Source organism: Streptomyces sp. DF42 (assembly GCF_058267695.1).
Genome location: NZ_CM177859.1, coordinates 3,591,042 through 3,616,128, shown reverse-complemented (window position 1 = coordinate 3,616,128; position 25,087 = coordinate 3,591,042). Strand labels below are relative to the sequence as shown.

Below are 25,087 nucleotides of genomic sequence, written 5' to 3'. Positions count from 1 at the left end.
GAGGAAGTCGGCCATGGCAACGGCGCCCAGCGTCTCCTACTCGATTACGGTCCGGTTGGAGGTGCCCGCGAGTGGAACCGCGGTCTCCCAGATCACCACGGCCGTAGAGTCCCACGGAGGCTCGGTGACCGGCCTCGACGTGACCGCCTCCGGCCACGAGAAGCTCCGGATCGACGTCACCATCGCGGCGAGCTCCACCGCTCACGCGGACGAGATCGTCCAGCAGTTGCGCGGCATCGAGGGCGTCACCCTCGGCAAGGTCTCCGACCGTACGTTCCTGATGCACCTCGGCGGCAAGATCGAGATGCAGTCCAAGCACCCCATCCGCAACCGTGACGACCTCTCCATGGTCTACACGCCGGGTGTGGCCCGCGTCTGCATGGCGATCGCCGAGAACCCCGAGGACGCCCGCCGCCTCACCATCAAGCGCAACACCGTCGCGGTCGTGACGGACGGCTCGGCCGTGCTGGGCCTCGGCAACATCGGCCCGATGGCCGCCATGCCGGTCATGGAGGGCAAGGCAGCCCTCTTCAAGCGCTTCGCCGACATCGACGCCTGGCCGCTGTGCCTCGACACCCAGGACACCGACGAGATCGTCGCGATCGTCAAGGCGATCGCTCCGGGCTTCGCCGGCATCAACCTCGAGGACATCTCCGCGCCCCGCTGCTTCGAGATCGAGGCGCGCCTGCGCGAGGCCCTCGACATCCCCGTCTTCCACGACGACCAGCACGGCACCGCGATCGTCGTCCTCGCCGCCCTGACGAACGCACTGCGCGTCACCGGCAAGGCGATTGAGAACATCCGGGTCGTCATGTCCGGCGCCGGCGCGGCCGGTACGGCCATCCTCAAGCTGCTGCTCGCCGCGGGCCTCAAGAACGCCGTCGTCGCCGACATCCACGGCGTCGTGCACGCCGGCCGCGAGGACCTGCGCGACGCCGCCGTGGACTCGCCGCTGTGCTGGATCGCCGACAACACCAACCCCGAGGGTCTGACCGGGACGTTGAAGGAAGCCGTTCGCGGAGCGGACGTCTTCATCGGCGTCTCCGCCCCGAACGTGCTGGACGGCGACGATGTGGCGGCCATGGCCGAGGGCGCCATCGTGTTCGCGCTCGCGAACCCCGACCCCGAGGTGGACCCGGCAATCGCCCGGCAGACGGCGGCGGTTGTGGCCACCGGCCGCTCCGACTTCCCGAACCAGATCAACAACGTGCTGGTGTTCCCGGGTGTGTTCCGCGGCCTGCTGGACGCCCAGTCCCGCACGGTCAACACCGAGATGATGCTGGCCGCCGCCACCGCCCTCGCGGACGTGGTGACCGAGGACGAGCTGAACCCGAACTACATCATCCCGAGCGTCTTCAACGACAAGGTCGCGGGCGCGGTCGCCGGTGCGGTGCGGGAAGCGGCCAAGGCGGCGGCAGCGTCGTAGGGCTGGGGCGGGGCGATGTGCCAAGGCTGTGAGGATCGCCACGGCAAGGCCTTGCATCGGCGCGTCGTGGAACCCGTCCCTCCTGGTCGGCGTTTATCGTGTCGGCCAGGCTCATACCCTCTTTTCGTGTGACTCCCAAGGGTGTTCTCACGAGTCCTGCGGGTGCCGGATTGGCTTTCGCGCCGCAGGTGGGGGCAGGATGCGTCCCGGGGCGCGAGGGCTCTGGCCACGGACCCGGGTCCGGGGCCTCACCGAGGACCCTGGCAGCATCGGCTTCACCGTGCCCGATATGCGGCTCCGCCGCGTGGCACGCCTCAACGGCAAGAAGAACACGGGAGTAACGACATGAACCGCAGTGAGCTGGTGGCCGCGCTGGCCGACCGCGCCGAGGTGACCCGCAAGGACGCCGACGCCGTTCTGGCTGCCTTCGCCGAGACCGTCGGCGAGATCGTCGCGAAGGGCGACGAGAAGGTCACCATCCCCGGCTTCCTGACCTTCGAGCGCACCCACCGTGCCGCTCGCACCGCGCGCAACCCGCAGACCGGCGACCCGATCCAGATCCCGGCCGGCTACAGCGTCAAGGTCTCCGCGGGCAGCAAGCTCAAGGAAGCCGCCAAGGGCAAGTGACCCTGCCGTCTGCACCTCACGGGACGGTGCAGGCCACGTAGGCAAAGCGATGGGGCGGCACCTGGACTTCCAGGTGCCGCCCCATCGTTGTAGCGCCTGCCCAGGGCCTCGGACGCCCCGGCCGGGTCGGTTTCGGCCGGAGTCACCCGAGAGCCCTGCCGGGCAGCTCCGCCTTCGCGCCCAGCTCCACGAGCTTCTCCAGGCGGTGTCTGTCCGGGGGCCGTGACATCAGCGGCTCTGCCGCTGATGTCACGGCCCGGAACAGGTGTTGCCCTGGGCCGGAGCCAGGAGGCAGAGGTCAGCCGAGTGCTTTGCCCGGAAGCTCGACCTTCGCCCCAAGCTCCACGAGCTTCTCCATGAAGTTCTCGTAGCCGCGGTTGATGAGGTCGATGCCGTGGACGCGCGACGTGCCCTGGGCCGCAAGGGCGGCGATGAGGTACGAGAAGCCGCCGCGGAGGTCGGGGATGACCAGGTCGGCGCCCTGGAGCTTCGTGGGGCCGGAGACCACGGCCGAGTGGAGGAAGTTCCGCTGACCGAAGCGGCAGTCGGAACCGCCCAGGCACTCGCGGTACAGCTGGATGTGAGCACCCATCTGGTTGAGCGCGGAGGTGAAGCCGAGGCGGGACTCGTAGACCGTCTCGTGGACGATCGACAGGCCCGTCGCCTGCGTGAGGGCGACCACCAGCGGCTGCTGCCAGTCCGTCTGGAAGCCCGGGTGCACGTCCGTTTCGAGCGCGATGGACTTCAACTGGCCGCCGGGGTGCCAGAAGCGGATGCCCTGGTCGTCGATCTCGAAGGCGCCACCCACCTTCCGGTAGGTGTTCAGGAACGTCATCATCGAGCGCTGCAGTGCGCCACGGACGTAGATGTTGCCCTCGGTCGCCAGCGCCGCGGACGCCCACGAGGCGGCCTCCAGACGGTCCGGCAGGGCGCGGTGGTTGTAGCCGCCGAGGCTGTCCACGCCCGTGATGAGGATGGTGCGGTCGGTGTCCATCGCGATGATGGCGCCCATCTTCTGCAGGACGCAGATCAGATCCTCGATCTCCGGCTCCACGGCCGCGTTCGAGAGCTCGGTGACGCCCTCCGCGAGGACGGCCGTCAGCAGCACCTGCTCGGTCGCGCCCACGGACGGGTACGGCAGCCGGATCTTCGTGCCGCGCAGCCGCTGCGGTGCCTCCAGGTACTGGCCGTCCGCCCGCTTCTCGATCGTCGCGCCGAACTGCCGCAGCACCTCGAAGTGGAAGTCGATCGGCCGGCCGCCGATGTCGCAGCCGCCGAGGCCCGGGATGAACGCGTGCCCGAGGCGGTGCAGCAGCGGACCGCAGAGGAGGATCGGGATGCGGCTCGAACCCGCGTGCGCGTCGATGTCCGCGACGTTCGCACTCTCCACGTGGGACGGGTCCATCACCAGCTCGCCCGGCTCCTCACCCGGACGGACCGTCACCCCGTGCAGCTGCAGGAGTCCGCGTACGACACGCACGTCACGGATGTCCGGAACGTTGCGCAGTCGACTCGGTTCACTGCCCAGCAGGGCGGCGACCATGGCCTTCGGTACGAGGTTCTTCGCACCGCGGACACGGATCTCGCCCTCCAGCGGGGTTCCGCCGTGGACAAGCAGTACGTCGTCATTGCCGTTGACGGTCATGTATCTCGCGTTCCGATGAGTCGGGCAGGGGCCAGAAGGGAAAGGGTAATCGCCGCCCACCCCCCTTCAGTAAGCCCAAGGACGGTCCAGCTACGTCATAGCTGTGTCACAACACGAACCGTTCCCCGACGGGCACATGGGGTCACCGCCGCCGTCGTGCGCCCCGAGGTGCCTCTCTCGCTCCTGAGCTGCACTCACCCCCTTCCGCCATTGCCTCCCCACACCAGGGGTAGATGCGGGATCATGTCTGGCATGACCGAGGTGTCCTCGCTCACAGGGCGGTTGCTCGTGGCAACGCCCGCCCTGGCGGACCCGAACTTCGACCGTGCGGTGGTGCTCCTTCTCGACCACGACGAGGAGGGCTCCCTCGGTGTCGTCCTCAACCGGCCCACCCCGGTGGATGTCGGCGACATCCTGGAGGACTGGGCGGACCTCGCGGGTGAACCGGGCGTCGTCTTCCAGGGCGGCCCGGTGTCCCTGGACTCGGCCCTGGGGGTCGCCGTCGTTCCCGGCGGCGGAGCCGTCGACGGGGCGCCGCTGGGCTGGCGCAGAGTGCACGGCGCGATCGGTCTGGTCGATCTGGAGGCACCGCCCGAGCTGCTCGCCTCGGCCCTCGGCAGCCTGCGGATCTTCGCCGGATACGCAGGCTGGGGCCCGGGCCAGCTGGAGGACGAGCTGGTCGAGGGCGCCTGGTACGTCGTCGAGTCGGAGCCGGGTGACGTCTCCTCGCCGTCCCCGGAGAGACTCTGGCGCGAGGTCCTGCGCCGCCAGCGCAACGAACTGGCGATGGTGGCCACCTACCCGGACGACCCTTCGCTCAACTGATGCGTGTGAGCTTCAGTACCCTTGGATTTTATGAGCACTCTTGAGCCCGAGCGCGGGACTGGTACGGGGACCCTCGTAGAGCCGACGCCACAGGTGTCCCACGGCGACGGCGACCACGAGCGCTTCGCCCATTACGTCCAGAAGGACAAGATCATGGCGAGCGCCCTCGACGGGACCCCCGTCGTGGCGCTGTGCGGCAAGGTGTGGGTACCGGGGCGCGACCCGAAGAAGTACCCGGTGTGTCCCATGTGCAAGGAGATCTACGAGTCCATGGGCGCCGACGGCGACGACAAGGGCAAGGGCGGCGACAAGTAGGACCGGCCTCCCTGCCCGGTCCGGCCTGACCTGTGCGGGGCCCCCGGGGCGCGTTTTGACGCGCCCCGGGGGCCTTTGTGCTGTCTGTCGTTGCACGGCGTGCGTCGGACGGTCGCAGATCGAGTCGGCCGAGCCGCGGCCGTGGACCACGGCGCCTTCCCTGGATTGCTTCCGGCGCGTGTTCGGGCAGGAGGATTTCGGTCGGTATTTCGTCAACAGCCTTGTGGTGGCGGGCACTGTCGTCATCGTCCATCGCGATTGGACGACGCGCCCAAGGGCACTCGATCCGGCGACGGACGACACCGCCCCCTGCTCACCGGAGTGATGATCAGGGGCATCGGACCGTCCAGGCCGACCGGCGTGCTCTTGGGCGTGAGGAGACCCGCCCCCGCATCCCCGGACCACGGACACGATCCGTGCCGCCGGACGCGGAGCGAACGCGGGCGACCAGGACTTCTAAAACCGTTCGGGATGTCCGCAGTGACCAGGAATGGGTCCAAGACTCACTCCTGCTCACTGATTAGGAACGGTTTGTGAAGGCGGTCCCGGAGGCCTTGGAGGAGGCCGCGTACATCGACGGGGCGAGCCGCGGGCGATTCCTGTGGCAGATCCTTTTCCCTCTCGTGTTCCCGGGTCTTGTGGCCACGAGCGTGTTCTCCTTCATCTCGGCCTGGAACGACTTCCTCTTCGCCAAGTCCTTCATCATCAGCGACACTTCGCAGTCGACCCTGCCGATGGCGCTGCTGGTCTTCTACAAGCCGGACGATCCGGACTGGGGCGGGATCATGGCCGCCTCCACGGTGATGACGATTCCGGTGCTGGTGTTCTTCGTACTCGTACAGCGACGGCTGGTCTCCGGCCTCGGCGGAGCGGTAAAGGACTGACGTGACTGATGTGACTGACGTGATGCGCATGACTGGCACGGCTTCTGAGACAGCACTGGTTCCGGCCCCCGGCAGCGTGCGGGCGGCACTGCCCGGCGGGGGCGTGGGCTACGTCCTCGGTGCCGGGACGGAGATCGACGCCGGCCCCGGCACGGAGCGGGTCGCGCAGTGGCTGCGGGCCACCGTCGGCGCCGCGACCGGGCTGCCGCTGCGACCGCACACCGACAGCGGCGACCGCATCATGCTGCGCATCGAACCGCGGGACGGCGAGGACCCGGAGGCGTACACCCTCGTCGCCGACGGGTACCTCGTGCATCTGCGGGGAGCCGGTGAAGCGGGCTTGTTCTACGCCGCCCAGACGCTCCGCCAGCTCCTCGGCCCCGACGCCTTCCGCCGCGCACCGGTCACTCCGAAGCGGGACTGGGAAGTACCCGCGGTCAGCATCCAGGACGCGCCCCGATTCCGCTGGCGCGGCCTCATGCTCGACGTAGCCCGGCACTTCATGCCCAAGGACGGTGTCCTGCGCCACCTCGACCTGATGGCCGCGCACAAACTCAACGTCTTCCACTTCCACTTGACGGACGACCAGGGCTGGCGCGTCGAGATCAAGAGGTACCCCCGGCTGACCGAGGTCGGGTCCTGGCGGGCGCGCACGAAATTCGGCCACCGGGCCTCACCGCTGTGGGAGGAGAAGCCGCACGGAGGCTTCTACACCCAGGACGACATCCGGGAGATCGTCGCCTATGCCGCCGAGCGGCATATCACCGTCGTCCCCGAAATCGACGTACCCGGCCACTCGCAGGCGGCCATCGCCGCGTACCCGGAACTCGGCAACACCGACGTCATCGACACGACCTCGCTCTCCGTCTGGGACAACTGGGGGATCTCCGCCAACGTACTCGCCCCCACTGACAACACCCTGCGCTTCTACGAGGGGGTGTTCGAGGAACTGCTGGACCTGTTCCCCTCCGAGTTCGTCCACGTCGGCGGTGACGAGTGCCTCAAGGACCAGTGGCGGCAGTCGCCGACCGCGCAGGCGCGCATCAGGGAACTCGGGCTCGCCGACGAGGACGCGTTGCAGTCGTGGTTCATCGGCCATTTCGACAAGTGGCTTTCCGCGCGCGGGCGCAGGCTCGTCGGCTGGGACGAGATCCTCGAGGGCGGCCTCGCCGAGGGCGCGGCCGTCTCCTCGTGGCGCGGCTACGCGGCCGGCATCGCGGCCGCCCGGGTCGGCCACGACGTCGTCATGTGCCCCGAGCAGTACGTGTATCTGGACCACCGTCAGGCGGCGGGCGAGGACGAGCCGGTGCCGATCGGTTACGTGCGTACCCTGGAGGACGTCTACCGGTTCGAGCCGGTTCCACCGCAGCTCACCGAGGCCGAGTCCCGCCATGTCCTCGGCACCCAGGCCAACGTGTGGACCGAGGTGATGGAGGACCGGGCGCGCGTGGACTACCAGACGTATCCGAGGCTTTCGGCCTTCGCGGAGGTGGCCTGGAGTTCCCTGCCGGCCCCCGCGGAGCGGGACTTCGCCGACTTCGAGCGGAGGATGGCCGTCCACTACCGGCGACTTGACGCCCTGGGCGTGGGCTACCGGCCGCCGGCCGGACCGTTGCCCTGGCAGCGGCGCCCCGGGGTGCTCGGGCGGCCGGCCGAGGGTGCGCCCCCGAACAGATAGCTGAACTCCCGAACGGGCGAAAAAGTCGTAAGAATCGACGAAGAGTGGCAATCGGTGTGCACCGGTGATGCCGTGCGAAAACGGACTATCTCGCTGGTGAGGTGGGCGAATGCCTCCTAGCGGACCCCCGTCTTCGGCCCCTGCGAAGATGTGCCAGAGTTGCCACGTCCGCCCTGTCAGCACGTACCGTACGGCAGCAACAGGCGGGACCAGCTGGGACCAGGTGGGGCAGCGGGAAGGGGCAGCCGGTTTGACCACGCACGCATCGCAGGCGGCGCAGGCCGTCACGCTGCCCACGACGCTGGAGGAGGCCGTGGCGGCGCTCGCCGCAGTGCCCGCCGCCGTTCCGGTGGCCGGCGGCACCGACCTCATGGCCGCCGTCAACTCCGGCCAGCTCAGGCCGGCCGCACTGGTCGGCCTCGGCAGGATCAGCGAGATCCGCGGCTGGCAGTACCAGGACGGGCACGCCCTGCTCGGCGCCGGACTCACGCACGCGCGCATGGGCCGCCCCGACTTCGCCGCCCTGATCCCGGCGCTCGCCGCCGCGGCGCGCGCGGCGGGCCCGCCGCAGATCCGCAACGCGGGCACGCTGGGCGGCAACATCGCCACGGCCGCCCCCACCGGCGACGCGCTGCCGGTGCTGGCCGCCCTGGAGGCGACACTGATCATCGCGGGCCCGGGCGGAGCCCGCCGGGAGATCCCGGTGTCGCACCTGCTGGCCGGCGTGGACATGCTGCGAGGCGGCGAACTCATCGCCTTCGTGCGCGTGCCGTTGCTGCACGCGCCGCAGGTCTTCCTGAAGGCGACCGGCCGGACCGGCCCCGGGCGCTCGTCCGCGTCCGTCGCGCTCGTCCTCGACCCCGCCCGGCGCGGAGTCCGGTGTGCCGTCGGTGCCATAGCGCCGATGCCGCTCAGGCCCCTGGACGCCGAGCAGTGGGTCGCCCGGCTCATCGACTGGGACAACGGCAGGGCGATCGTCCCGGAGGCGCTGACCGCCTTCGGTGAGTACGTCGCCGCGGCCTGCATCCCCGACCCCGTTCCCGAGGGGGACGGCACCGTTCCACAGCTTCCGCCCGCCGTACTGCACCTGCGGCGCACCGTCGCCGCGCTGGCCCGACGAGCACTGGGGAGGGCGCTGTCGTGACCGACGACCAGCACGGAGAGGGAGCGCCCCGCAGCGGCGGCCGCTGGGACCCGCTGCCCCAGGGCGACTACGACGACGGCGCCACCGCCTTCGTGGAGCTGCCGGAAGGGGGGATCGACGCCCTCCTGGCCGCCGCGGACAGTCCGCTCGCCGCGCCCGGCCACGGCTACGTGCCGCCGCAGATAACGGTCACTCCCGGCACGGCCGCGGGGACCGACCCGGCGGCGACCGGCAGCTGGGCGGTGCCCGCCGAGGGCGCCCAGTGGCCCGACCCCAACGCCGTGCCCCAGGACACCGGGAACGACCGGTTCACGTACAACCCCGCGGCCACGCAGCAGTGGAACTTCGCGGAGACGGCGCCCCAGGAGTCCGGTCCCGCGCCGGGTCACGACGTGACCGGGCAGTGGTCGATCCCCGTGGCCGGGGGGGATCTTCCGGACGAATCGGGCGAGTTCACCACGTCGTCCCTGGTCCAGCAGTGGGGCGGCACACCGCCTGCCACGCTCCCGGGCGGCGCCCCCGCCCCCTGGGCGACGGAGGGCGCGGGGCAGCCGTGGGGGCAGCCGCAGACCGAGGAACCGATGGCGCCCGCGGACGAACCCGGGCAGGAGTACGACCACGACCACGCGGCCGAGTCGCCGGCGGACGCGGATCACACGGCGGGCGACGCGTCGGGCCACACGGCCGGTCACACCTACGAGCAGCCCCCGGCGCATCCCGGTGGCCGCCCCGACGAGCGGATGCCGGAGCACCTCGGGTCCGCCGCCCACGCGCCCGTGCGGCGGGATCCGGCCGCGCACGAGCGGGAGAGCGCGTCGGCGCACACCGCCGAGCGGTCCGCACGGCCGCACGACGGCCGGCACGCCACCGACCCGTACGCGCAGACGCCCGCCGAATCCGCCGCACAGCCCGCTCTCGGGCCCGATGAGGCCGTCGGGGCGGCGGAGGATGCCCAGGGGGCCATGGAGGCGCCTCAGGGGCCCGTGGAGCCGCTCGCGGAGTCCCCGGTCGATGCCGTCGTCGGATCCCTCGCCGCCAACGCGCCCGACGCACCGGACACTTCGGCCTCCCCGGACACCTCCGACGGCCCGGACACCGACGCGGACGCCGCCGACGAGACCCCGCCGCCTCCCGGCGAGGAACACCCCCTCGCCGCCTACGTCCTGCGCGTCAACGGCGTGGAGCGTCCCGTCTCCGACGCGTGGATCGGCGAGTCGCTGCTGTACGTGCTGCGCGAGCGGCTCGGTCTCGCGGGCGCCAAGGACGGCTGCTCGCAAGGCGAGTGCGGGGCGTGCAACGTACAGGTCGACGGGCGGCTCGTCGCCTCCTGCCTGGTGCCGGCCGTGACCGCCGCGGGCAGCGAGGTCCGTACGGTCGAGGGGCTGGCCGTCGACGGGCAGCCCTCGGACGTGCAGCGCGCGCTCGCCCGCTGCGGCGCGGTGCAGTGCGGTTTCTGCGTGCCCGGCATGGCGATGACCGTGCACGACCTGCTGGAGGGCAACCCGGCGCCGAGCGAGCTGGAGACCCGCCAGGCCCTGTGCGGCAACCTGTGCCGCTGCTCCGGCTACCGGGGCGTCGTGGACGCCGTCAAGGAGGTCGTCGCCGAACGCGAGGGGCACTCCGAAGGCGACGCTTCCGAACAGGACGGCGACGAGGCACGTATCCCTCACCAGGCGGGTCCGGGAGCCGGCGGTGTCAACCCGTCGGCGTTCGAGTCACCCGGGTTCCCCGCGCCGCCGGGACCGCATGACCAGGCGTACGGACAGGACGGAGGCCAGGCGTGAGCAACGAAGCCGCCACCGCGACCACCCCCGCGGAGGCAGCACCCTCCCCCGAGCAGCTGCCGCACGGCCTCGGCGTCTCCCTGCCGGCCGCCGACACGCGCGCGAAGACCGAGGGCACGTTCCCGTACGCGGCCGACCTGTGGGCCGAGGGCCTGCTGTGGGCCGCCGTCCTGCGCTCCCCGCACCCGCACGCGCGCATCGTGTCCATCGACGCCTCCCACGCGCGCGACATGCCCGGCGTACGGGCCGTCGTCACGCACGAGGACGTGCCGGGCGCCGCCCGCTACGGCCGCGGCATCGCCGACCGGCCGGTGTTCGCCTCCGAGGTCGTGCGCCACCACGGCGAGCCCATCGCCGCCGTCGCCGCCGACCACCCCGACACCGCGCGCATGGCGGCGGCGGCCATCAGCGTCGAGTACGAGGTGCTCGACCCGGTCACCGACCCCGAGCAGGCCTTCGAGGCCGAACCGCTGCACCCCGACGGCAACCTGATCCGGCACATCCCGCTGCGCCACGGCGACCCGGACGCGGTCGGTGAGATCGTCGTCGAGGGCCAGTACCGCATCGGCCGCCAGGACCCGGCCCCGATCGGCGCCGAGGCGGGCCTCGCCGTGCCCCGGCCCGACGGCGGCGTCGAGCTCTACCTCGCCTCCACCGACCCGCACAACGACCGCGACACCGCCGCCGCCTGCTACGGCCTCGAACCCGAGCGCGTCAAGATCGTCGTCACCGGTGTCCCCGGCGCCACGGCCGACCGCGAGGACCAGGGCTTCCAACTCCCGCTCGGCCTGCTGGCGTTGAAGACGGGCTGCCCGGTCAAACTCACCGCGACGCGCGAAGAGTCCTTCCTGGGCCACACCCACCGGCACCCGACCCTCCTGCGCTACCGCCACCACGCCGACGCCGAGGGCAGGCTGGTGAAGGTCGAGGCGCAGATCCTGCTCGACGGCGGCGCGTACGCCGAGACCTCCTCCGAGGCACTGGCGGCCGCCGTGGGGTTCGCCTGCGGCCCCTACGTCGTCCCGAACGCCTTCATCGAGGGCTGGGCGGTACGCACCAACAACCCGCCCTCCGGCCATGTGCGCGGCGAGGGCGCGATGCAGGTCTGCGCCGCCTACGAGGCCCAGATGGACAAGCTCGCGAAGAAGCTGGGCGTCGACCCGGCGGAACTGCGCCTGCGCAACGCCATGGCCACCGGCGACGTACTCCCGACCGGTCAGACCGTGACCTGCCCGGCGCCGGTCGCCGAACTCCTGCAGGCGGTACGGGACTTCCCGCTGCCCGCCCTGCCCAAGGACACCCCCGAGGACGAGTGGCTGCTGCCCGGCGGCCCCGAGGGCGCGGGCGAACCGGGCGCGGTGCGCCGGGGCGTGGGCTACGGCCTGGGCATGGTGCACATGCTCGGCGCGGAGGGCGCCGACGAGGTCTCCACGGCGACCGTGAAGGTCCAGGACGGCGTGGCGACGGTGCTGTGCGCGGCCGTCGAGACGGGCCAGGGATTCACCACGCTGGCCCGCCAGATCGTCCAGGAGACCCTCGGCATCGACGAGGTGCACGTCGCGCCCGTGGACACCGACCAGCCCCCGGCCGGTGCGGGCTGCCGCGGCCGCCACACCTGGGTGTCCGGCGGCGCGGTGGAGCGTGCGGCCAAGATGGTCCGCACCCAGCTCCTGCAGCCCCTCGCCCACAAGTTCGGCATGTCGACCGAACTGCTCCAGATCACCGACGGCAAGATCACCTCCTACGACGGCGTCCTGTCGACCACCGTCACCGAGGCGATGGACGGCAAGGAACTGTGGGCGACGGCCCAGTGCCGACCGCACCCGACCGAGCCGCTCGGCGAGCACGGCCAGGGCGACGCCTTCGTGGGAATGGCCTTCTGCGCGATCCGCGCGGTCGTCGACGTGGACATCGAACTCGGTTCGGTGCGGGTCGTGGAGCTGGCGCTCGCCCAGGACGTCGGCCGGGTGCTCAACCCGGCCCAGCTGGCCGCCCGTATCGAGGCGGGCGTCACCCAGGGCGTGGGCATCGCGCTGACGGAGAACCTGCGCACCGCGCGCGGGCTGATCCGCCACCCGGATCTGACGGGTTACGCGCTGCCGACGGCCCTGGACGCGCCCGACATCCGGATCGTGAAGCTCGTGGAGGAGCGTGACGTGGTCGCACCCTTCGGCGCGAAGGCGGTCAGCGCGGCGCCGGTGGTCACCTCCCCGGCGGCCGTCGCCTCGGCCGTACGGGCCGCCACGGGCCGCCCGGTGAACCGGCTGCCGATAAGGCCACAGGCCGCGGTGGTGACGGACCGATGACCTCACCCGAGCCCGGGGCCGAGCCCGAGGAGGCGCGGTACGAACCGCCGCCCAGCGTCGGCAAGCTGCTGGTGTGGGTGCTGCTGTTCGTCGTGGCGGCGCTGGCGGTCGTCCTCGGTGGCGTGTACTTCACCTAGGACCTGACCCGTGCCGCGCGGAGTGGTGCTGATCACCGGGGTGACAGCGGCCGGCAAGTCGACGGTCACGCAGGCGCTTGCGATGGGGGTCCCCCCACGCCCCCGGTGTGGGTGCTGCTGTTCGTCGTGGCGGCGCTGGCGGTCGTCCTCGGTGGCGTACTTCACCTAGGACCTGACCCGTGCCGCGCGGAGTGGTGCTGATCACCGGGGTGACGGCGGCCGGCAAGTCGACGGTCGCGCAGGCGCTTGCGATGGGGGTCCCCCCACGCCCTTGAGGCAGTGAGGGAGGCTGCCCCGAGCGGCGCACGTCCGCGGTGACCTCTTCCGGCGGATGATCGTCTCCGGGCGCGAGGACCACGTCCCCGGGGCCGACGGCGAGGCCCAACTCCTGCTGCGGTACCGGCTGTCGGCGGCGACGGCGGACGCGGACGCGTACGCGGAGTCCGGGTTCACGGCGTGGCCCAGGACGTGTTCCTCGGGAACGAGCTGACGGCGTACGTCGGCCTGGTGCGCACGCGTCCCCTGTACGTCGTCGTCCTGGCTCCGAGCCCCGAGGCCGTCTCGGCACGGGAGACGGGGCGGGCGAAGACGAGGTAAGGCGCGTGGACGGTCGAGGACCTGGACGGGGCGCTGCGGGCGCACACTCCCCGGTTCGGGCTGTGGCTGGACAGCTCGGAGCTGACGGTGGGGGAGAGGGTGGAGGCGATTCTCGCCGGGCGGGAACGGGCGAGGGTGCGCTGAGCGTTCTTGTGGTGCGGGGCTGTGGTGCTGCGCCGTGGTGCGGCGCGATCCGGGGCATTGTCAGTGGCGGGGCGTAGTGTTCTGGGCAGTGGAGAACGGCCCGCGGGACCATGCGGCGGACGATCGTGCCACGGGGACGCGCCATGCGGCCGGCAGGCCCCGCAGGGCCTGTGAGCGGGAAAATCCGGGGGAAGCCATGAGCACGACCGATGCCGCCACGTTGGCGATCACCTTCACCGAGGACCAACTCGATCCTTTTGTGACGCACATGCCGACGCGGCGCCGGCTCACCGGACCCGGACTGCCGGGCGACAGCGCCCTGTTGACGTTCGCCGCACCGCGCACGGGCGGGCTGCACACGCAGGCGCAGGCCACGGACGGCGGCGCCGGCCTGGCGGAGGGGCTGCGGGACAGGCTGGTGATAGGGGAGCTGTCGGCCCCGGCGGGCATGCCGGTGGAGTCGATCCTCCTGGACGGCGGCACCGGTGAGATCAGCACCGCGTACCTGTTCGAGCTGCTGGGCGACCGCCCTCTGGCGCCCTCCCTGGAGGCGCTGGTGCGGTTCGCCGCGGTCACCGAGGAACTGGCCGACCTGCGGGGGCAGTTCGCGTCCTTCGCGGGCCGCCACGGCAGCAAGGCGGCGGCCGAGGCGTCACGACAGCTGCTGGCACTGTTCGAGGAGGGCGCCGACGGCGACGTCCCGCCGTACTGGAAGGCCGCCGCCCTGATCCGCCCCCTGTCCCTCGCCACCGGTCCCGGCATGGCGGGTGGCCTCACTCTGGACGTGCCGGCCCGCCTCCTGGACGAGGAGTTCGGACTCGGGCGCGTGGTCCGCTTCGAGGACGTCGACTTCCCGGCCGCGCTCACCCACGAGCCGACCCGCCGCTTCCTGCGCGAGACGGGCCTGCCGGAGGACACGGTCCTGTTCCGGCTCGACACGGAGGTACCGCTGCAGACGCAGGCGGAATACGCCGCTGACGACCGCTCCGGTACGGATTCGTTCTTCGAACTCCCGGCCAGGGCCGACCACTTGATACGTCTGGGCCACCTGGTCGAGGACAACAGCCTGGTGGTGGACGGCGCGACGGGCGAGGTCCTCAACTGGAGCGAGACCGAGGCGAAGCTGTATCCCCTGAACACGGACGTCTCCACGCTCGCCTTCACCCTCTGGCTGCACCACCGGGAGCGGACGATCGACGAGGCCCTGTCCCACGAACTCACCACTCGGGCCTACGACCAACTGGCCGCGACCATGCTCCAGGTCCTCTCCTCCGTCGACCCCACAGCCATCACGACGCACGCGGACTGGCACTACTGGACGCAGGCGTTCCGGGACGAGGCGGGCGGGGTGTTGTAGCTGCTGCATCCGGGGCGCGGGACGTCACCGCCGAACGCGATCCGGGTGCGCTGGGGAGACGGAGGAGGAACTGCGCAGGCACACGGCCCTCCTCCCCTGCCTACCCTGGCTCAGCTGTCACGCACAGATGTTGCCGGTGCCGTTGCAGTCGCCGCCCCAGTCGTCCCAGTCGTCCCAGCCGCCGTGGTCGGAGGTGACCTGGCTGGACTGGACCGTCGTGGTCTGCGTGGCGGTGTGAAGGGCTGATGGCGCGGCCACTGCGCTTGATGCCGTGGCCAGTCCGGCTGCGAGAGCGAGGCCGAGGGCGGCGCTGATCGCACATATTCGTGACATGGATATCTCCAGTCGGGTTTCGGGAGTTGCGTTCACGTGGATCAATTTGCCTGCCCCCGCGGCAGGTTTCATCTCTTGCGCGGCCAACCGGGTGACGCACGCGATATCCGCGGAATCCAACAGCGGGCCCGATGGCCGCACTTCAGAGGGTCATAAGGATCAGAAGGATCAGAAGGATCAAGGGGCGGGAGGAAAGGGACCAAGACGGACGAACGAGAGGGCGGCACCCCCTCGGGGGTACCGCCCTCTCGTTCGTCTTGCCTGGTACGGCAGGTTGAGGCCGTGGCGGGAATCGAACCCGCGTAACTCGCTTTGCAGGCGAGTCCCTAAGCCACTCGGGCACACGGCCGGGTCGGTCGGAGCGCTGGGCCCTGTTCCGAACTCGGTGAGACGACCGTACGGCGGGGCCGGGAGGGGCTCAAGGGAACCAGGGCGGCCGCAACGGGACTGCCATACGCCGTTCATGAAAGGGGGAGGGCCGGCTTCGCGTCGCCGCCCGGCGTCCCTGCTCCGGTGACGTGAGGTGATGTGAGGTGAGTCGCACCCCGGGGTGACCCGGCCTTGTCCGCGCGTTGACAGCTGCGGGCCGCCGGTAGGGTGGCCCGGTTGTCATACCCAGGCCGCCCGACCACCCCACGGAGATCGTGACTACCACCGCCGCCTCCTCCCACCACCTCTCTCCCGCCTTCCCCGGCCGGGCCCCCTGGGGCACCGCCGGCAAGCTGCGTGCCTGGCAGCAGGGGGCGATGGAGAGATATGTCCAGGAGCAGCCGCGCGACTTCCTCGCCGTGGCCACCCCGGGCGCCGGCAAGACGACCTTCGCGCTCACCCTCGCTTCCTGGCTGCTGCACCACCATGTCGTGCAGCAGGTGACCGTCGTCGCCCCGACCGAGCACCTGAAGAAGCAGTGGGCCGAAGCTGCCGCCCGGATCGGGATCAAGCTGGACCCCGAGTACAGCGCCGGTCCGCTCGGCCGTGACTACCAGGGCGTCGCGGTGACGTACGCGGGTGTCGGCGTGCGGCCCATGCTGCACCGCAACCGTGTCGAGCAGCGCAAGACCCTCGTGATCCTCGACGAGATCCATCACGCCGGTGACAGCAAGTCGTGGGGCGAGGCCTGCCTCGAGGCCTTCGAGCCCGCCACACGCCGGCTCGCGCTCACCGGTACGCCCTTCCGGTCCGACACCAACCCCATCCCCTTCGTGACGTACGAGGAGGGGAACGACGGGATCCGGCGGTCCTCCGCCGACTACACCTACGGCTACGGCAGCGCGCTGTCGGACGGCGTCGTCCGGCCCGTCATCTTCCTCTCCTACAGCGGCAACATGCGCTGGCGGACCAAGGCGGGCGACGAGATCGCCGCGCGGCTCGGCGAGCCCATGACCAAGGACGCGATCAGCCAGGCCTGGCGCACCGCCCTCGACGCGCGCGGCGAGTGGATGCCCAGCGTGCTGCGCGCCGCCGACCAGCGGCTGACCGAGGTCAGGAAGGCCATCCCGGACGCCGGCGCCCTCGTCATCGCCTCCGACCAGGACTCCGCCCGCGCGTACGCCAAGCTCATCCGCGAGATCACCGGCGACAAGGCGACCCTCGTCCTGTCCGACGACGCCGGCGCCTCCAACCGGATCGACGAGTTCAGCGGCAGCAACGACCGCTGGATGGTCGCGGTGCGGATGGTGTCCGAGGGGGTCGACGTCCCGCGGCTCGCGGTCGGGGTGTACGCCACCACGATCTCCACCCCGCTCTTCTTCGCCCAGGCCGTCGGCCGCTTCGTGCGGTCCCGGCGGCGCGGCGAGACCGCCTCCGTGTTCCTGCCGACCGTCCCCGACCTCCTCACCTTCGCCAACGAGATGGAGGTCGAGCGCGACCACGCCCTCGACAAACCGAAGAAGGAGGGCGAGGAGGACCCGTACGCCGAGTCCGAGAAGGAGATGGAGGAGGCGAACAAGGAGCAGGACGAGGACACCGGCGAGCAGGAGCAGTTCTCCTTCGAGGCACTGGAGTCCGAGGCCGTCTTCGACCGGGTGCTCTACGACGGCGCCGAGTTCGGTATGCAGGCCCACCCGGGAAGCGAGGAGGAGCAGGACTACCTCGGGATTCCCGGCCTCCTGGAGCCGGATCAGGTGCAGCTCCTCCTCCAGAAGCGGCAGGCCCGGCAGATCGCGCACAGCCGCAAGAAGCCGGATGCCGAGGCCGACCTGCTGGAGCTGCCCGCCGAGCGGCGGCCGGTCGTCTCGCACAAGGAGATGATGGAGCTCCGCAAGCAGCTCAATACGATGGTCGGGGCGTACTCCCACCAGAGCGGCAAGCCGCACGGGGTCATCCACACCGAACTGCGGCGCGTGTGCGGCGGCCCGCCGAGCGCCGAGGCCACGGCGGGACAGCTGCGGCAGCGGATCGCCAAGGTGCAGGAGTGGGCCACGCGCATGCGGTGACGCCCGCTACCGGTGTCCGCCAGGCGGACGCGGGGCGTGTGCGCCTGGTGCGGTTGTGGTCCACGGCCGCGCCGTACGCCGTACGAATCAGGACAAACGGAGGTAGTTCCTCCTTGCATGTGCCCGGATTCTGGACGGAGCCTTCCGCTGAGCGAACCCGCTTCGCTACTGTCCCGCTACGCATACGCCCCGTGGCAGAGCCGCCGCGGAGCGCAGCCGTGAAGCGACGCGGCTCGGTACAGGCCGGGCCGCCGGCCGATCGGCGGCCTCTGTTGCGCGTCACCGACGGGACTCGGTGTCGCACTGTCGCGCGGAGGTCGCCGACCTCACCACTTGGAGGAGTGGGCGTCGTGACCGCGGAGACCTCTCAGACGCTCGACCGGGGACTACGAGTCCTCAAGCTGCTGGCCGATACGGACCACGGGCTGACCGTCACCGAGCTTTCCAACCGACTGGGCGTGAACCGGACCGTGGTGTACCGGTTGCTCGCCACGCTCGAACAACATGCGCTCGTGCGCCGGGACTTGGGCGGCCGCGCCCGGGTCGGGCTCGGAGTGCTGCGACTGGGCCGTCAGGTGCATCCGCTGGTGCGGGAGGCCGCGTTGCCGGCGCTCCGGTCGCTGGCCGAGGACATAGGCGCGACCGCGCATCTCACCCTCGTGGACGGGGCGGACGCATTGGCCGTGGCCGTCGTCGAGCCGACCTGGACGGACTATCACGTGGCGTACCGGGCCGGGTTCCGGCACCCGCTGGACCGGGGTGCCGCGGGCAGGGCGATCCTCGCCGCACGGGCGAGGCCGGTGGCGGAGCCCGGATACACCTTGACCCACGGGGAGCTGGAGGCCGGGGCGAGTGGAGCCGCGGCGCCGCTTCTCGGGGTCACCGGCGTCGAGGGCAGCGTCGGGGTCGTGATGCTGGCCGACGCGGTGCCCGAGCGGGTGGGTCCGCGCGTGGTCGACGCGGCACGGGAGGTGGCCGAGGCCCTGCGGTAGCGCTCCGGCGGGTGGGGCGGTTGTACGGCCGGGGGTGGGGGCGGCCGGGGGGCTGCGGGTCTGCTGTGGCCGGGCGCGCGGTTCCCCGGGCCCCGCGGTGGCCCCCGCCGTGGCGAAGACCAAGGGCCACGAACTGGCGAAGGCGGCCCTGGAGACGGCGGTCCTGGACACGGAACTGCGGTCGTACGGCATGTCCCTCGCCACCTACCTCGGGGCGGTGCGCGCCCGGGTCCCCGCGGGCGTGTCGGTGGGCATCAAGGACTCGGTCCCCGCTCTCCTGGACGACGTCGAGCGCTATCTCGCCGAGGGCTACGTCCGCATCAAGCTGAAGATCGAGCCGGGCTGGGACATCGAGCCGCGGTTCACCAGGGAGCGGCGAGACCTGACTGTGAGCTGACCGCCACCTGGCCGGAAGTCACCGCCACGTTAGATTGATCCCGTGCTCTCTCGTCTCACACGCCCCCAGGCCCTCGCCGTATGCGCCCTGCCCGTCGTGGCGCTGGTCGCCACCGCGGCCTTCGCGCCGCTGCCGTTCTCGCTGGCGCAGCCCGGGATGACGGCGAACGTGCTCGGGGACAACCAGGGCACCGCCGTGATCACGATCTGGGGGGCGAAGACCCGGGAGACGAGCGGGCAGCTGCGGATGACGACGATCGAGGCGACCAACCCGGACACGCATGTGGCGCTGGGCGACGTACTCAGTGCCTGGTTCGCCACCGACCGGGCCGTGATGCCGCACGACTCGGTCTATCCGAGCGGTGAGTCCACCAAGGAGATCGAGCAGCACAACAGCGCGCAGATGAAGGAGTCGCAGGACGCGGCGACCCAGGCCGCGCTGGACTACCTGCACCTCAGCGACAAGAAGGTCAAGGTCACGCTGAAGCTCGCCGACGTCGGCGGCCCCAGCGCCGGCCTGCTGTTCACCCTCGGCATCATCGACAAGCTGGATGGGAACGGCGGCGGCGGGGACCTCACCGGCGGCCGCACCATCGCGGGCACGGGCACGATCGACGCCGACGGCACGGTGGGTGCCGTGGGCGGCGTGGCGCTGAAGACGCAGGCCGCGCGCCGGGACGGCGCCACCGTCTTCCTGGTGCCGAAGGCCGAGTGCTCCGACGCCAAGTCCGAGCTGCCGAAGGGACTGCGGCTGATTCCGGTGACCACGCTGAAGGGTGCGGTGAACTCGCTGGTGGCGCTGGAGTCGGGGAAGAGTTCCGTACCGAGCTGCTAGGCGATCGCAGGCCTGGGAGCGGCGGCGAGCCGCAATCCGACCTCCACGAGCGTCCAGCCGAGGCGGGCGCGCAGGTCGCGGGGGCGCTTGGCGACGGCGGCGAGGCGGTACCCGGCGGCTTCGGCGCGGAGTTCCGCGGCGCGGGTACGGTGCAGGGCGAGGTGGGTTTCGGGGTGCATCGGCATTGCCTCTCTGCGTCAGTCCGTGCTGATCGGGAAGGTGTGCGTGTGGATGCGTACACGCTCGGCATCGGGGGCGTCCGCCGCCCCGGGCAGGTCGCGGTAGCTCTCGACGAGGGCGTGCATCTTCTCGATGAGTTCGTTGGCGAGTCGGGGTGTGAGCCGTAGCGTCATGTCGCTCATGTCCGTGCCCGGCACCCATTCCTCGGGCCAGGTGTGCCGATTGCCGAGCCAGGTGTACAGGTCCTGGGCGTGCTTCGTGGCCACCTGGTGCATGACCATGTCGACGGCGCCCCGGACGGCGGGGCTGGCGTCCGTGAACAGCGCGTCGTCGAAGTACAGGCCGTCGTCGGCGGCCTTCCACCACCGCTCCCGCCCCTTGCCCCGCTCGGGGTCGTCCTCCACGAAGCCGTGTGCCGCGAGCTGGCGCAGGTGGTAGCTCGTGGCCCCGCTCGACTCGCCCAGTCTTTCGGCGAGTTGGGACGCCGTGGCGGGTCCGCTGAAGCGCAGGGAGTCGAGCAGCTGCATACGCAGGGGGTGGGCCAGTCCGCGCAGCGAACGGGCGTCGAGATGGCGGACCTGGCGGTCTTGGCGTGCTGGCTCGGGCATGCGTACAAAGGTATCGTTGCAAAGAATCCTTTGCAACGCTTTCTTTGTAAGTCTTTCCGACCCTCTGTCTCCCCGTCCCACGGGCCTACTTGACCAGCCCCTCCCGTTTCATCCAGTCCAGCGCCACCTGGTGCGGATCCTCCCCGTCGACGTCGACCTTCGAGTTCAGCGTCTGTGCCACCGTGTTGTTCAGCTTCCTCGTCACCGGGTCGAGGACCTCGGCGATCGCCGGCCACTTCTTCAGCGCCTTGGTGTTGATCTGCGGTGCCGCGTTGTAGTTGGGGAAGAACTTCCTGTCGTCCTTCATCACCACCAGGTTCATCGACCTGATGCGCCCGTCGGTGGTGAACACCTCCCCGTAGGCGCAACTCCCCTTCCTCACCTGGGTGTAGACGATCCCGGTGTCCATCTGGGTGACGTTCTTCGCGGGCACGCTCATCCCGTACGCCTTCTCCATGCCCGGCAGTCCGTCCGCGCGGTTGGCGAACTCGCTCTCCACGCACAGGGTCACGGCGCCGGGGTCCTTCCTCGCCGGCGCGGCCACGTCGGACAGCGTCTTCGTGCCGTACTTCTTGAAGTTGGCCTGGTTCATGGCGAGGGCGTAGGTGTTGTTGAGCTTCGAGGACGGCAGCCAGGTCAGGCCGTTCCTGAGGTCCGCGTCGCGCACCGCCCGCCACTGTTTCTCCGGGGCGGGAATCGGCTTGCTGTTGCCCAGGTAGGTGATCCAGGCGGTGCCCGTGTACTCGTACATGCCGTCCGCGTCGCCGCTCTTGACCGCCTCGCGGGCGCCGATCGAGCCCTGGATGCCGGTCCGGTCGAGGACGTCGGCGCCGGCCGCCTGGAAGGCGATGCCCATCATCGCGCCGAGGATGAGCTGCTCGGTGAACTCCTTCGAGGTGACGGTCAGACGGGCGCCCTTGAGGGGCTCGCCCTTCCCGACCGAGCCGGGCTGCACGTCGTCGACCATGGGGGAGCCGCTCTGCAGACCGCAGCCGGACCCGGCCACCAGGACCGAGGCCAGCAGCAGACCCGTACGCCGTCTCATGCCCCCACCTCCAACCCGCGCGGTCTGAGCAGGAGTTCGGCGAGGGAGGCCAGCCAGTCGACGAGCAGGGCCAGTACGACGGTGAGGATCGAGCCCAGCATCAGCACCGGCATCCGCTGGGTGGTGATGCCGGTCTGGATCAGCACACCGAGGCCGCCACCCCCGCCGAAGGTCGCCAGGGTCGCCATGCCGACGTTCAGGACCAGCGCCGTGCGGACGCCCGCGAGGATCAGCGGGACGGCCAGCGGGAGTTCGACCCTGGACAGCACTCCCAGCGGGGACATGCCGATCCCGCGGGCCGCCTCCAGCAGTGTCGGGTCGTTGGCCTTCAGGCCGGCGATGGTGTTCGAGAGCACCGGCAGGACGGCGTAGATGGTGATGCCGATCAGGGCGGCCTTCATCCCTGTGCCGAGCCAGATCACCAGCAGCGCGAGGAGACCGATCGCCGGGGTCGCCTGGCCCATGTTGGCGAAGGCCATCGCCACCGGGGTGCCTTTCCGGAACGCCTTGCGGGTGAGCAGGATGCCCAGCGGGATCGCGATGATCAGTACGAAGAAGGTGGAGATCGCGGTCAGTTCGATCTGCTGCCACAGGGCCTTGGAGACCTGTCCGTTCGACAGGGCGTTCTCGGAGATCGGGTCCAGGTCGGCCTGCCGGAACCACAGCCAGGTCGTGAGCAGGACGGCGACGAGCACGGCGGGCAGGACCGTCAGCTTCTGCCAGGTCAGGCGCGGCCTCGGGGGACTCGGCTGGGGCGGCGGTGCGGTGTGCTCCGCCAGGCCCGGCTCCAGGTCCGGCTCCAGTCCCTCCGCCAGGCCCGGCTCCGGGCCCCCCTCCAGCTCCTCCTGTTCCTCCAGCTCGGGGGCGGTCACGCCTTCGTCCCTCCTCCGGGACCCTCCTGCTCGGCGTGCGTCCGGGCGGCCCGCAGCTCCTCCAGTTCGTGCTGGTGCTCCATCGCTTCGAGCCGGTCGGCCTCCAGCAGCTCGTGCACGGAGTTGATGAGGATCTCCATGTCGACGACGCCCTCGTACTCGCCGCGCCGCCCGGTGACCGCGACCCGGCCCGCGTTGTCGGTCAGCACGGCCTCCAGCGCGTCCCGCAGCGTCGCGTCCCTGGTCACCGTGTCGTGCACCAGCGTCCCCGCCCGGGCGAGGGAGCCCCGGGCGCGCATGAGGTCGCCGCGCCTGAGCCACTTGTAGGGCCGACTGCGCTTGTCGAGCAGCAGGATCTCGTTCGTGCCGCTGCCCCGGAGCCGGTTGAAGATCTCCTGGAGCGGGTCGTCGAGGGTGACGGTCGGATAGTCGGTGATCTCGACGTCCCGTACGCGGGTGAGGTTCAGCCGCTTCAGGGCGGCCCCCGCGCCCACGAACCCGGACACGAAGTCGTCGGCCGGGTTGGTGAGGATCGCCTCCGGGGTGTCGAACTGCGCGATGTGCGAGCGTTCGCGCAGGACGGCGATGCGGTCGCCGAGCTTGATCGCCTCGTCGAAGTCGTGCGTGACGAACACGATCGTCTTGTGCAGTTCGCGCTGCAGCCTGATCAGTTCGTCCTGGAGGTGGTCGCGGGTGATCGGGTCGACCGCGCCGAACGGTTCGTCCATCAGCAGGACGGGCGGGTCGGCTGCCAACGCCCTTGCCACGCCCACACGTTGCTGCTGACCGCCGGACAGCTGGCGCGGATAGCGGCCGCGGAACTCGCCCGGGTCGAGGCCGACGAGGTCGAGCAGCTCCTCGACGCGCGCCGAGATGCGGGCCTTCGGCCAGCCGATCATCCTCGGTACGAGGGCGATGTTCTGCGCGACCGTCATGTGCGGGAACAGGCCGGCGGACTGGATCGCGTACCCGACCTTGCGGCGCAGCTTCACCGGGTCCATGTCGGTGACGTCCTCGCCGCCGATGCGGATGCGGCCGCCGGTCGGTTCGATCAGCCGGTTGATCATCTTGAGCGTCGTGGACTTCCCGCAGCCGGACGGGCCGACGAAGATGACGAGCTCGCCCGCCTTGATCTCCATGCTGACGTTGCCGACGGCGGGGGTGGGGCTGCCGGGATAGAGCTTGGAGAGGTTGTCCAGTTCGATGGCCGCGCCGGTGGTCGCGCCGGTCGTCGTCGCGGTGATGGAAGCCTCAGGCACGGATCCCCCTCGGAATGGTCAGCCGTCCGATCAGGACGTACGCGGCGTCGAACAGCAGCGCCAGCACGATGATCCCCAGCGTGCCCGCGAGGACCTGGTTGAGAGCGTTCTTGCTGCCCAGCGAGCCGATGCCGCGGAAGATCTCGTTGCCGAGGCCGGGCCCGGAGGCGTAGGCGGCGATCGCGGCGATGCCCATCAGCATCTGGGTCGAGACGCGGATCCCGGTCAGGATCGGTGGCCAGGCCAGCGGCAGTTCGATCCGTACCAGCCGCATCAGCCGGGACATGCCGATACCCGTCGCCGCGTCGATGAGCGAGGGGTCGACCCCGCGCAGCCCGACGATCGAGTTCCGCACGATCGGCAGCAGCCCGTACAGCGTCAGCGCGATCACCGTGGGCGGCACGCCCAGGCCCACGATCGGGATGAGCAGACCGATCATGGCGAGCGAGGGCACGGTCAGGATGGTCGAGGTGGTCGTCGTCGCGAGGCTTCCGGCCCACTCGCTGCCGTAGGCGATGACCCCGATCACCACGCCGATCACGGTCGCCACGACCATGCACTGGAAGACGACGCTCGCGTGCTGGTAGGCGTCCGTGAGCAGCTGCTGGTGGCGGCTGCTCAGGTAGTCCCAGAAGTTCACCCGTGCTCACCCCCGGGGCCGGCCGCCCTCCTGCGCGGTGCGGCCGCACGCATCAGGCTCCGCTCACCCACGCTCATGAGGCACCGTCACTCTCCTCCGGGCCGATCCGCCCAACTGGCCCTGGCCGCCTGCTCCACCAGCGGGATGATCCGCAGCGGAACGGGGTTCTCCATCACGATCGCGGTGGCGGCCCGGACGATGCCATCAAAACCGACAACCCGGTCGATGACCCGCTGGAGATCGGCGTTGGAGCGGGCCACCAGCCGGCACAGCATGTCTCCGCTGCCGGTGGTGGTGTGCAGCTCCAGCACCTCCGGGACGGTCGCCAAGTGCGCCCGTACGTCGGCTCCTTGGCCCTGCCGGATCTGGAGGGTGGCGAAGGCGGTGACGGGGTATCCGAGGGCGGCCGGGTCCACCTGCGGGCCGAATCCCCGGATGACGCCATTCGACTGAAGCCGGTCCAGCCGCGCCTGCACCGTCCCGCGGGCCACCCCGAGCCGCCGCGACATCTCCAGCACCCCGATCCGCGGCTCCCGTGCCAGCAGCACGATGATCCCGCCGTCCAGCTGGTCGATCGCCACATCAGCCTCCTCAGTAAGGTGGTCATCCTGTACAGAAAGCCC

General features: G+C 70.8%; 22 protein-coding genes, 1 tRNA gene and 5 pseudogenes. 18 read left to right on the top strand and 10 right to left on the bottom strand.

Annotation, left to right across the window (positions count from 1 at the left end; all coding sequences use genetic code 11):
* The first annotated feature begins 13 nt into the window (after positions 1-13).
* The gene (locus tag ACYUED_RS16470; RefSeq protein ID WP_491293034.1) at positions 14-1,426 is read left to right on the top strand and encodes an NAD-dependent malic enzyme; all 1,413 of its coding nucleotides are present in this window, start codon (positions 14-16) and stop codon (positions 1,424-1,426) included.
* Between the two features lie 345 nt (positions 1,427-1,771).
* The gene (locus ACYUED_RS16465; protein WP_007382399.1) at positions 1,772-2,053 is read left to right on the top strand and encodes an HU family DNA-binding protein; all 282 of its coding nucleotides are present in this window, start codon (positions 1,772-1,774) and stop codon (positions 2,051-2,053) included.
* Positions 2,054-2,351: 298 nt separating this feature from the next.
* On the opposite strand, the gene murA is transcribed toward ACYUED_RS16465, so the two are convergent.
* Positions 2,352-3,698: a UDP-N-acetylglucosamine 1-carboxyvinyltransferase gene (gene murA, locus ACYUED_RS16460; protein ID WP_491293033.1), complete on the bottom strand. Its 1,347-nt coding sequence runs from the start codon at positions 3,696-3,698 to the stop codon at positions 2,352-2,354.
* Positions 3,699-3,950: 252 nt separating this feature from the next.
* Here murA and ACYUED_RS16455 point away from each other — a divergent pair, with 252 nt between their 5' ends.
* The 12 genes and pseudogenes from ACYUED_RS16455 to ACYUED_RS16400 all read left to right on the top strand — a co-directional run bounded on the left by ACYUED_RS16455 (position 3,951) and on the right by ACYUED_RS16400 (position 14,869).
* Entirely contained in the window at positions 3,951-4,523 is a 573-nt protein-coding gene (locus ACYUED_RS16455) for a YqgE/AlgH family protein (RefSeq protein ID WP_491293032.1), read from the top strand.
* Positions 4,524-4,553: 30 nt separating this feature from the next.
* Entirely contained in the window at positions 4,554-4,838 is a 285-nt protein-coding gene (locus tag ACYUED_RS16450) for a DUF3039 domain-containing protein (RefSeq protein ID WP_491293031.1), read from the top strand.
* A 115-nt stretch (positions 4,839-4,953) separates the two neighbouring features.
* Positions 4,954-5,095, top strand: a pseudogene (locus ACYUED_RS16445) (carbohydrate ABC transporter permease); the annotation flags it as partial.
* A 273-nt stretch (positions 5,096-5,368) separates the two neighbouring features.
* A pseudogene (locus ACYUED_RS16440) lies at positions 5,369-5,722 on the top strand (carbohydrate ABC transporter permease); the annotation flags it as partial.
* A gap of 28 nt (positions 5,723-5,750) precedes the next feature.
* Positions 5,751-7,400: a beta-N-acetylhexosaminidase gene (locus ACYUED_RS16435; RefSeq protein WP_491294284.1), complete on the top strand. Its 1,650-nt coding sequence runs from the start codon at positions 5,751-5,753 to the stop codon at positions 7,398-7,400.
* Between the two features lie 250 nt (positions 7,401-7,650).
* Positions 7,651-8,544 (top strand): FAD binding domain-containing protein, encoded by an 894-nt coding sequence (locus ACYUED_RS16430; protein ID WP_491293030.1) that lies wholly within the window; start codon positions 7,651-7,653, stop codon positions 8,542-8,544.
* The gene (locus ACYUED_RS16425; RefSeq protein ID WP_491293029.1) at positions 8,541-10,328 is read left to right on the top strand and encodes a (2Fe-2S)-binding protein; all 1,788 of its coding nucleotides are present in this window, start codon (positions 8,541-8,543) and stop codon (positions 10,326-10,328) included. The genes ACYUED_RS16430 and ACYUED_RS16425 overlap by 4 nt, the downstream gene beginning before the upstream one ends.
* Positions 10,325-12,634, top strand: a complete 2,310-nt coding sequence (locus ACYUED_RS16420) for a xanthine dehydrogenase family protein molybdopterin-binding subunit (RefSeq protein ID WP_491293028.1) — start codon at positions 10,325-10,327, stop codon at positions 12,632-12,634. The genes ACYUED_RS16425 and ACYUED_RS16420 overlap by 4 nt, the downstream gene beginning before the upstream one ends.
* On the top strand, positions 12,631-12,771 hold the full coding sequence (locus ACYUED_RS16415) for a hypothetical protein (protein WP_491293027.1): 141 nt from the start codon (positions 12,631-12,633) through the stop codon (positions 12,769-12,771). The genes ACYUED_RS16420 and ACYUED_RS16415 overlap by 4 nt, the downstream gene beginning before the upstream one ends.
* 10 nt (positions 12,772-12,781) lie before the next feature.
* Positions 12,782-12,865 (top strand): annotated as a pseudogene (locus tag ACYUED_RS16410) (phosphotransferase); the annotation flags it as partial.
* 85 nt (positions 12,866-12,950) lie between these two features.
* Positions 12,951-13,512 (top strand): annotated as a pseudogene (locus ACYUED_RS16405) (phosphotransferase).
* A gap of 196 nt (positions 13,513-13,708) precedes the next feature.
* Entirely contained in the window at positions 13,709-14,869 is a 1,161-nt protein-coding gene (locus ACYUED_RS16400; RefSeq protein ID WP_491293026.1) for an SUKH-4 family immunity protein, read from the top strand.
* Positions 14,870-14,986: 117 nt separating this feature from the next.
* On the opposite strand, the gene ACYUED_RS16395 is transcribed toward ACYUED_RS16400, so the two are convergent.
* Both ACYUED_RS16395 and ACYUED_RS16390 read right to left on the bottom strand, forming a co-directional pair.
* The gene (locus ACYUED_RS16395; RefSeq protein ID WP_491293025.1) at positions 14,987-15,202 is read right to left on the bottom strand and encodes a hypothetical protein; all 216 of its coding nucleotides are present in this window, start codon (positions 15,200-15,202) and stop codon (positions 14,987-14,989) included.
* A gap of 277 nt (positions 15,203-15,479) precedes the next feature.
* A tRNA-Cys gene (locus tag ACYUED_RS16390) sits at positions 15,480-15,551 on the bottom strand.
* A 295-nt stretch (positions 15,552-15,846) separates the two neighbouring features.
* On the opposite strand from ACYUED_RS16390, the gene ACYUED_RS16385 reads away from it, so the two are divergent.
* From ACYUED_RS16385 to ACYUED_RS16370, 4 genes and pseudogenes are all read left to right on the top strand, one after another.
* On the top strand, positions 15,847-17,637 hold the full coding sequence (locus ACYUED_RS16385; protein ID WP_491293024.1) for a DEAD/DEAH box helicase: 1,791 nt from the start codon (positions 15,847-15,849) through the stop codon (positions 17,635-17,637).
* 350 nt (positions 17,638-17,987) lie between these two features.
* Positions 17,988-18,629: an IclR family transcriptional regulator gene (locus tag ACYUED_RS16380; protein ID WP_266515280.1), complete on the top strand. Its 642-nt coding sequence runs from the start codon at positions 17,988-17,990 to the stop codon at positions 18,627-18,629.
* Between the two features lie 91 nt (positions 18,630-18,720).
* Positions 18,721-19,005: pseudogene (locus ACYUED_RS16375) on the top strand (o-succinylbenzoate synthase); the annotation flags it as partial.
* A gap of 63 nt (positions 19,006-19,068) precedes the next feature.
* A complete protein-coding gene (locus tag ACYUED_RS16370) occupies positions 19,069-19,860 on the top strand; it encodes a S16 family serine protease (RefSeq protein WP_491293023.1) in 792 nt (263 codons plus the stop codon).
* Here the strand turns inward: ACYUED_RS16370 and ACYUED_RS16365 are convergent.
* From ACYUED_RS16365 to ACYUED_RS16335, 7 genes are all read right to left on the bottom strand, one after another.
* Positions 19,857-20,039, bottom strand: coding sequence for a hypothetical protein (locus ACYUED_RS16365; protein WP_491293022.1), 183 nt, complete (start codon positions 20,037-20,039; stop codon positions 19,857-19,859). The genes ACYUED_RS16370 and ACYUED_RS16365 overlap by 4 nt on opposite strands.
* 18 nt (positions 20,040-20,057) lie before the next feature.
* The gene (locus ACYUED_RS16360) at positions 20,058-20,648 is read right to left on the bottom strand and encodes an ArsR/SmtB family transcription factor (protein ID WP_491293021.1); all 591 of its coding nucleotides are present in this window, start codon (positions 20,646-20,648) and stop codon (positions 20,058-20,060) included.
* 85 nt (positions 20,649-20,733) lie between these two features.
* On the bottom strand, positions 20,734-21,693 hold the full coding sequence (locus ACYUED_RS16355) for a glycine betaine ABC transporter substrate-binding protein (protein ID WP_491293020.1): 960 nt from the start codon (positions 21,691-21,693) through the stop codon (positions 20,734-20,736).
* The gene (locus tag ACYUED_RS16350) at positions 21,690-22,565 is read right to left on the bottom strand and encodes an ABC transporter permease (protein WP_491293019.1); all 876 of its coding nucleotides are present in this window, start codon (positions 22,563-22,565) and stop codon (positions 21,690-21,692) included. The genes ACYUED_RS16355 and ACYUED_RS16350 overlap by 4 nt, the downstream gene beginning before the upstream one ends.
* Complete coding sequence (locus ACYUED_RS16345) at positions 22,562-23,824, bottom strand: betaine/proline/choline family ABC transporter ATP-binding protein (RefSeq protein WP_491293018.1); 1,263 nt, start codon at positions 23,822-23,824, stop codon at positions 22,562-22,564. Before ACYUED_RS16345 ends, ACYUED_RS16350 begins: the two co-directional genes overlap by 4 nt.
* Entirely contained in the window at positions 23,817-24,464 is a 648-nt protein-coding gene (locus tag ACYUED_RS16340) for an ABC transporter permease (RefSeq protein ID WP_491293017.1), read from the bottom strand. The genes ACYUED_RS16345 and ACYUED_RS16340 overlap by 8 nt, the downstream gene beginning before the upstream one ends.
* Before the next feature lie 86 nt (positions 24,465-24,550).
* A complete protein-coding gene (locus ACYUED_RS16335; RefSeq protein ID WP_491293016.1) occupies positions 24,551-25,045 on the bottom strand; it encodes an Lrp/AsnC family transcriptional regulator in 495 nt (164 codons plus the stop codon).
* Between the last annotated feature and the right edge of the window lie 42 nt (positions 25,046-25,087).

Coding starts and splice junctions, on each gene's coding strand:
- ACYUED_RS16470 (WP_491293034.1), top strand. CDS start 14: ATGGCAACGGCGCCCAGCGTCTCCTACTCGATTACGGTCCGGTTGGAG.
- ACYUED_RS16465 (WP_007382399.1), top strand. CDS start 1,772: ATGAACCGCAGTGAGCTGGTGGCCGCGCTGGCCGACCGCGCCGAGGTG.
- murA (WP_491293033.1), bottom strand. CDS start 3,698: ATGACCGTCAACGGCAATGACGACGTACTGCTTGTCCACGGCGGAACC.
- ACYUED_RS16455 (WP_491293032.1), top strand. CDS start 3,951: ATGACCGAGGTGTCCTCGCTCACAGGGCGGTTGCTCGTGGCAACGCCC.
- ACYUED_RS16450 (WP_491293031.1), top strand. CDS start 4,554: ATGAGCACTCTTGAGCCCGAGCGCGGGACTGGTACGGGGACCCTCGTA.
- ACYUED_RS16435 (WP_491294284.1), top strand. CDS start 5,751: ATGACTGGCACGGCTTCTGAGACAGCACTGGTTCCGGCCCCCGGCAGC.
- ACYUED_RS16415 (WP_491293027.1), top strand. CDS start 12,631: ATGACCTCACCCGAGCCCGGGGCCGAGCCCGAGGAGGCGCGGTACGAA.
- ACYUED_RS16400 (WP_491293026.1), top strand. CDS start 13,709: ATGAGCACGACCGATGCCGCCACGTTGGCGATCACCTTCACCGAGGAC.
- ACYUED_RS16395 (WP_491293025.1), bottom strand. CDS start 15,202: ATGTCACGAATATGTGCGATCAGCGCCGCCCTCGGCCTCGCTCTCGCA.
- ACYUED_RS16365 (WP_491293022.1), bottom strand. CDS start 20,039: ATGCACCCCGAAACCCACCTCGCCCTGCACCGTACCCGCGCCGCGGAA.
- ACYUED_RS16360 (WP_491293021.1), bottom strand. CDS start 20,648: ATGCCCGAGCCAGCACGCCAAGACCGCCAGGTCCGCCATCTCGACGCC.
- ACYUED_RS16355 (WP_491293020.1), bottom strand. CDS start 21,693: ATGAGACGGCGTACGGGTCTGCTGCTGGCCTCGGTCCTGGTGGCCGGG.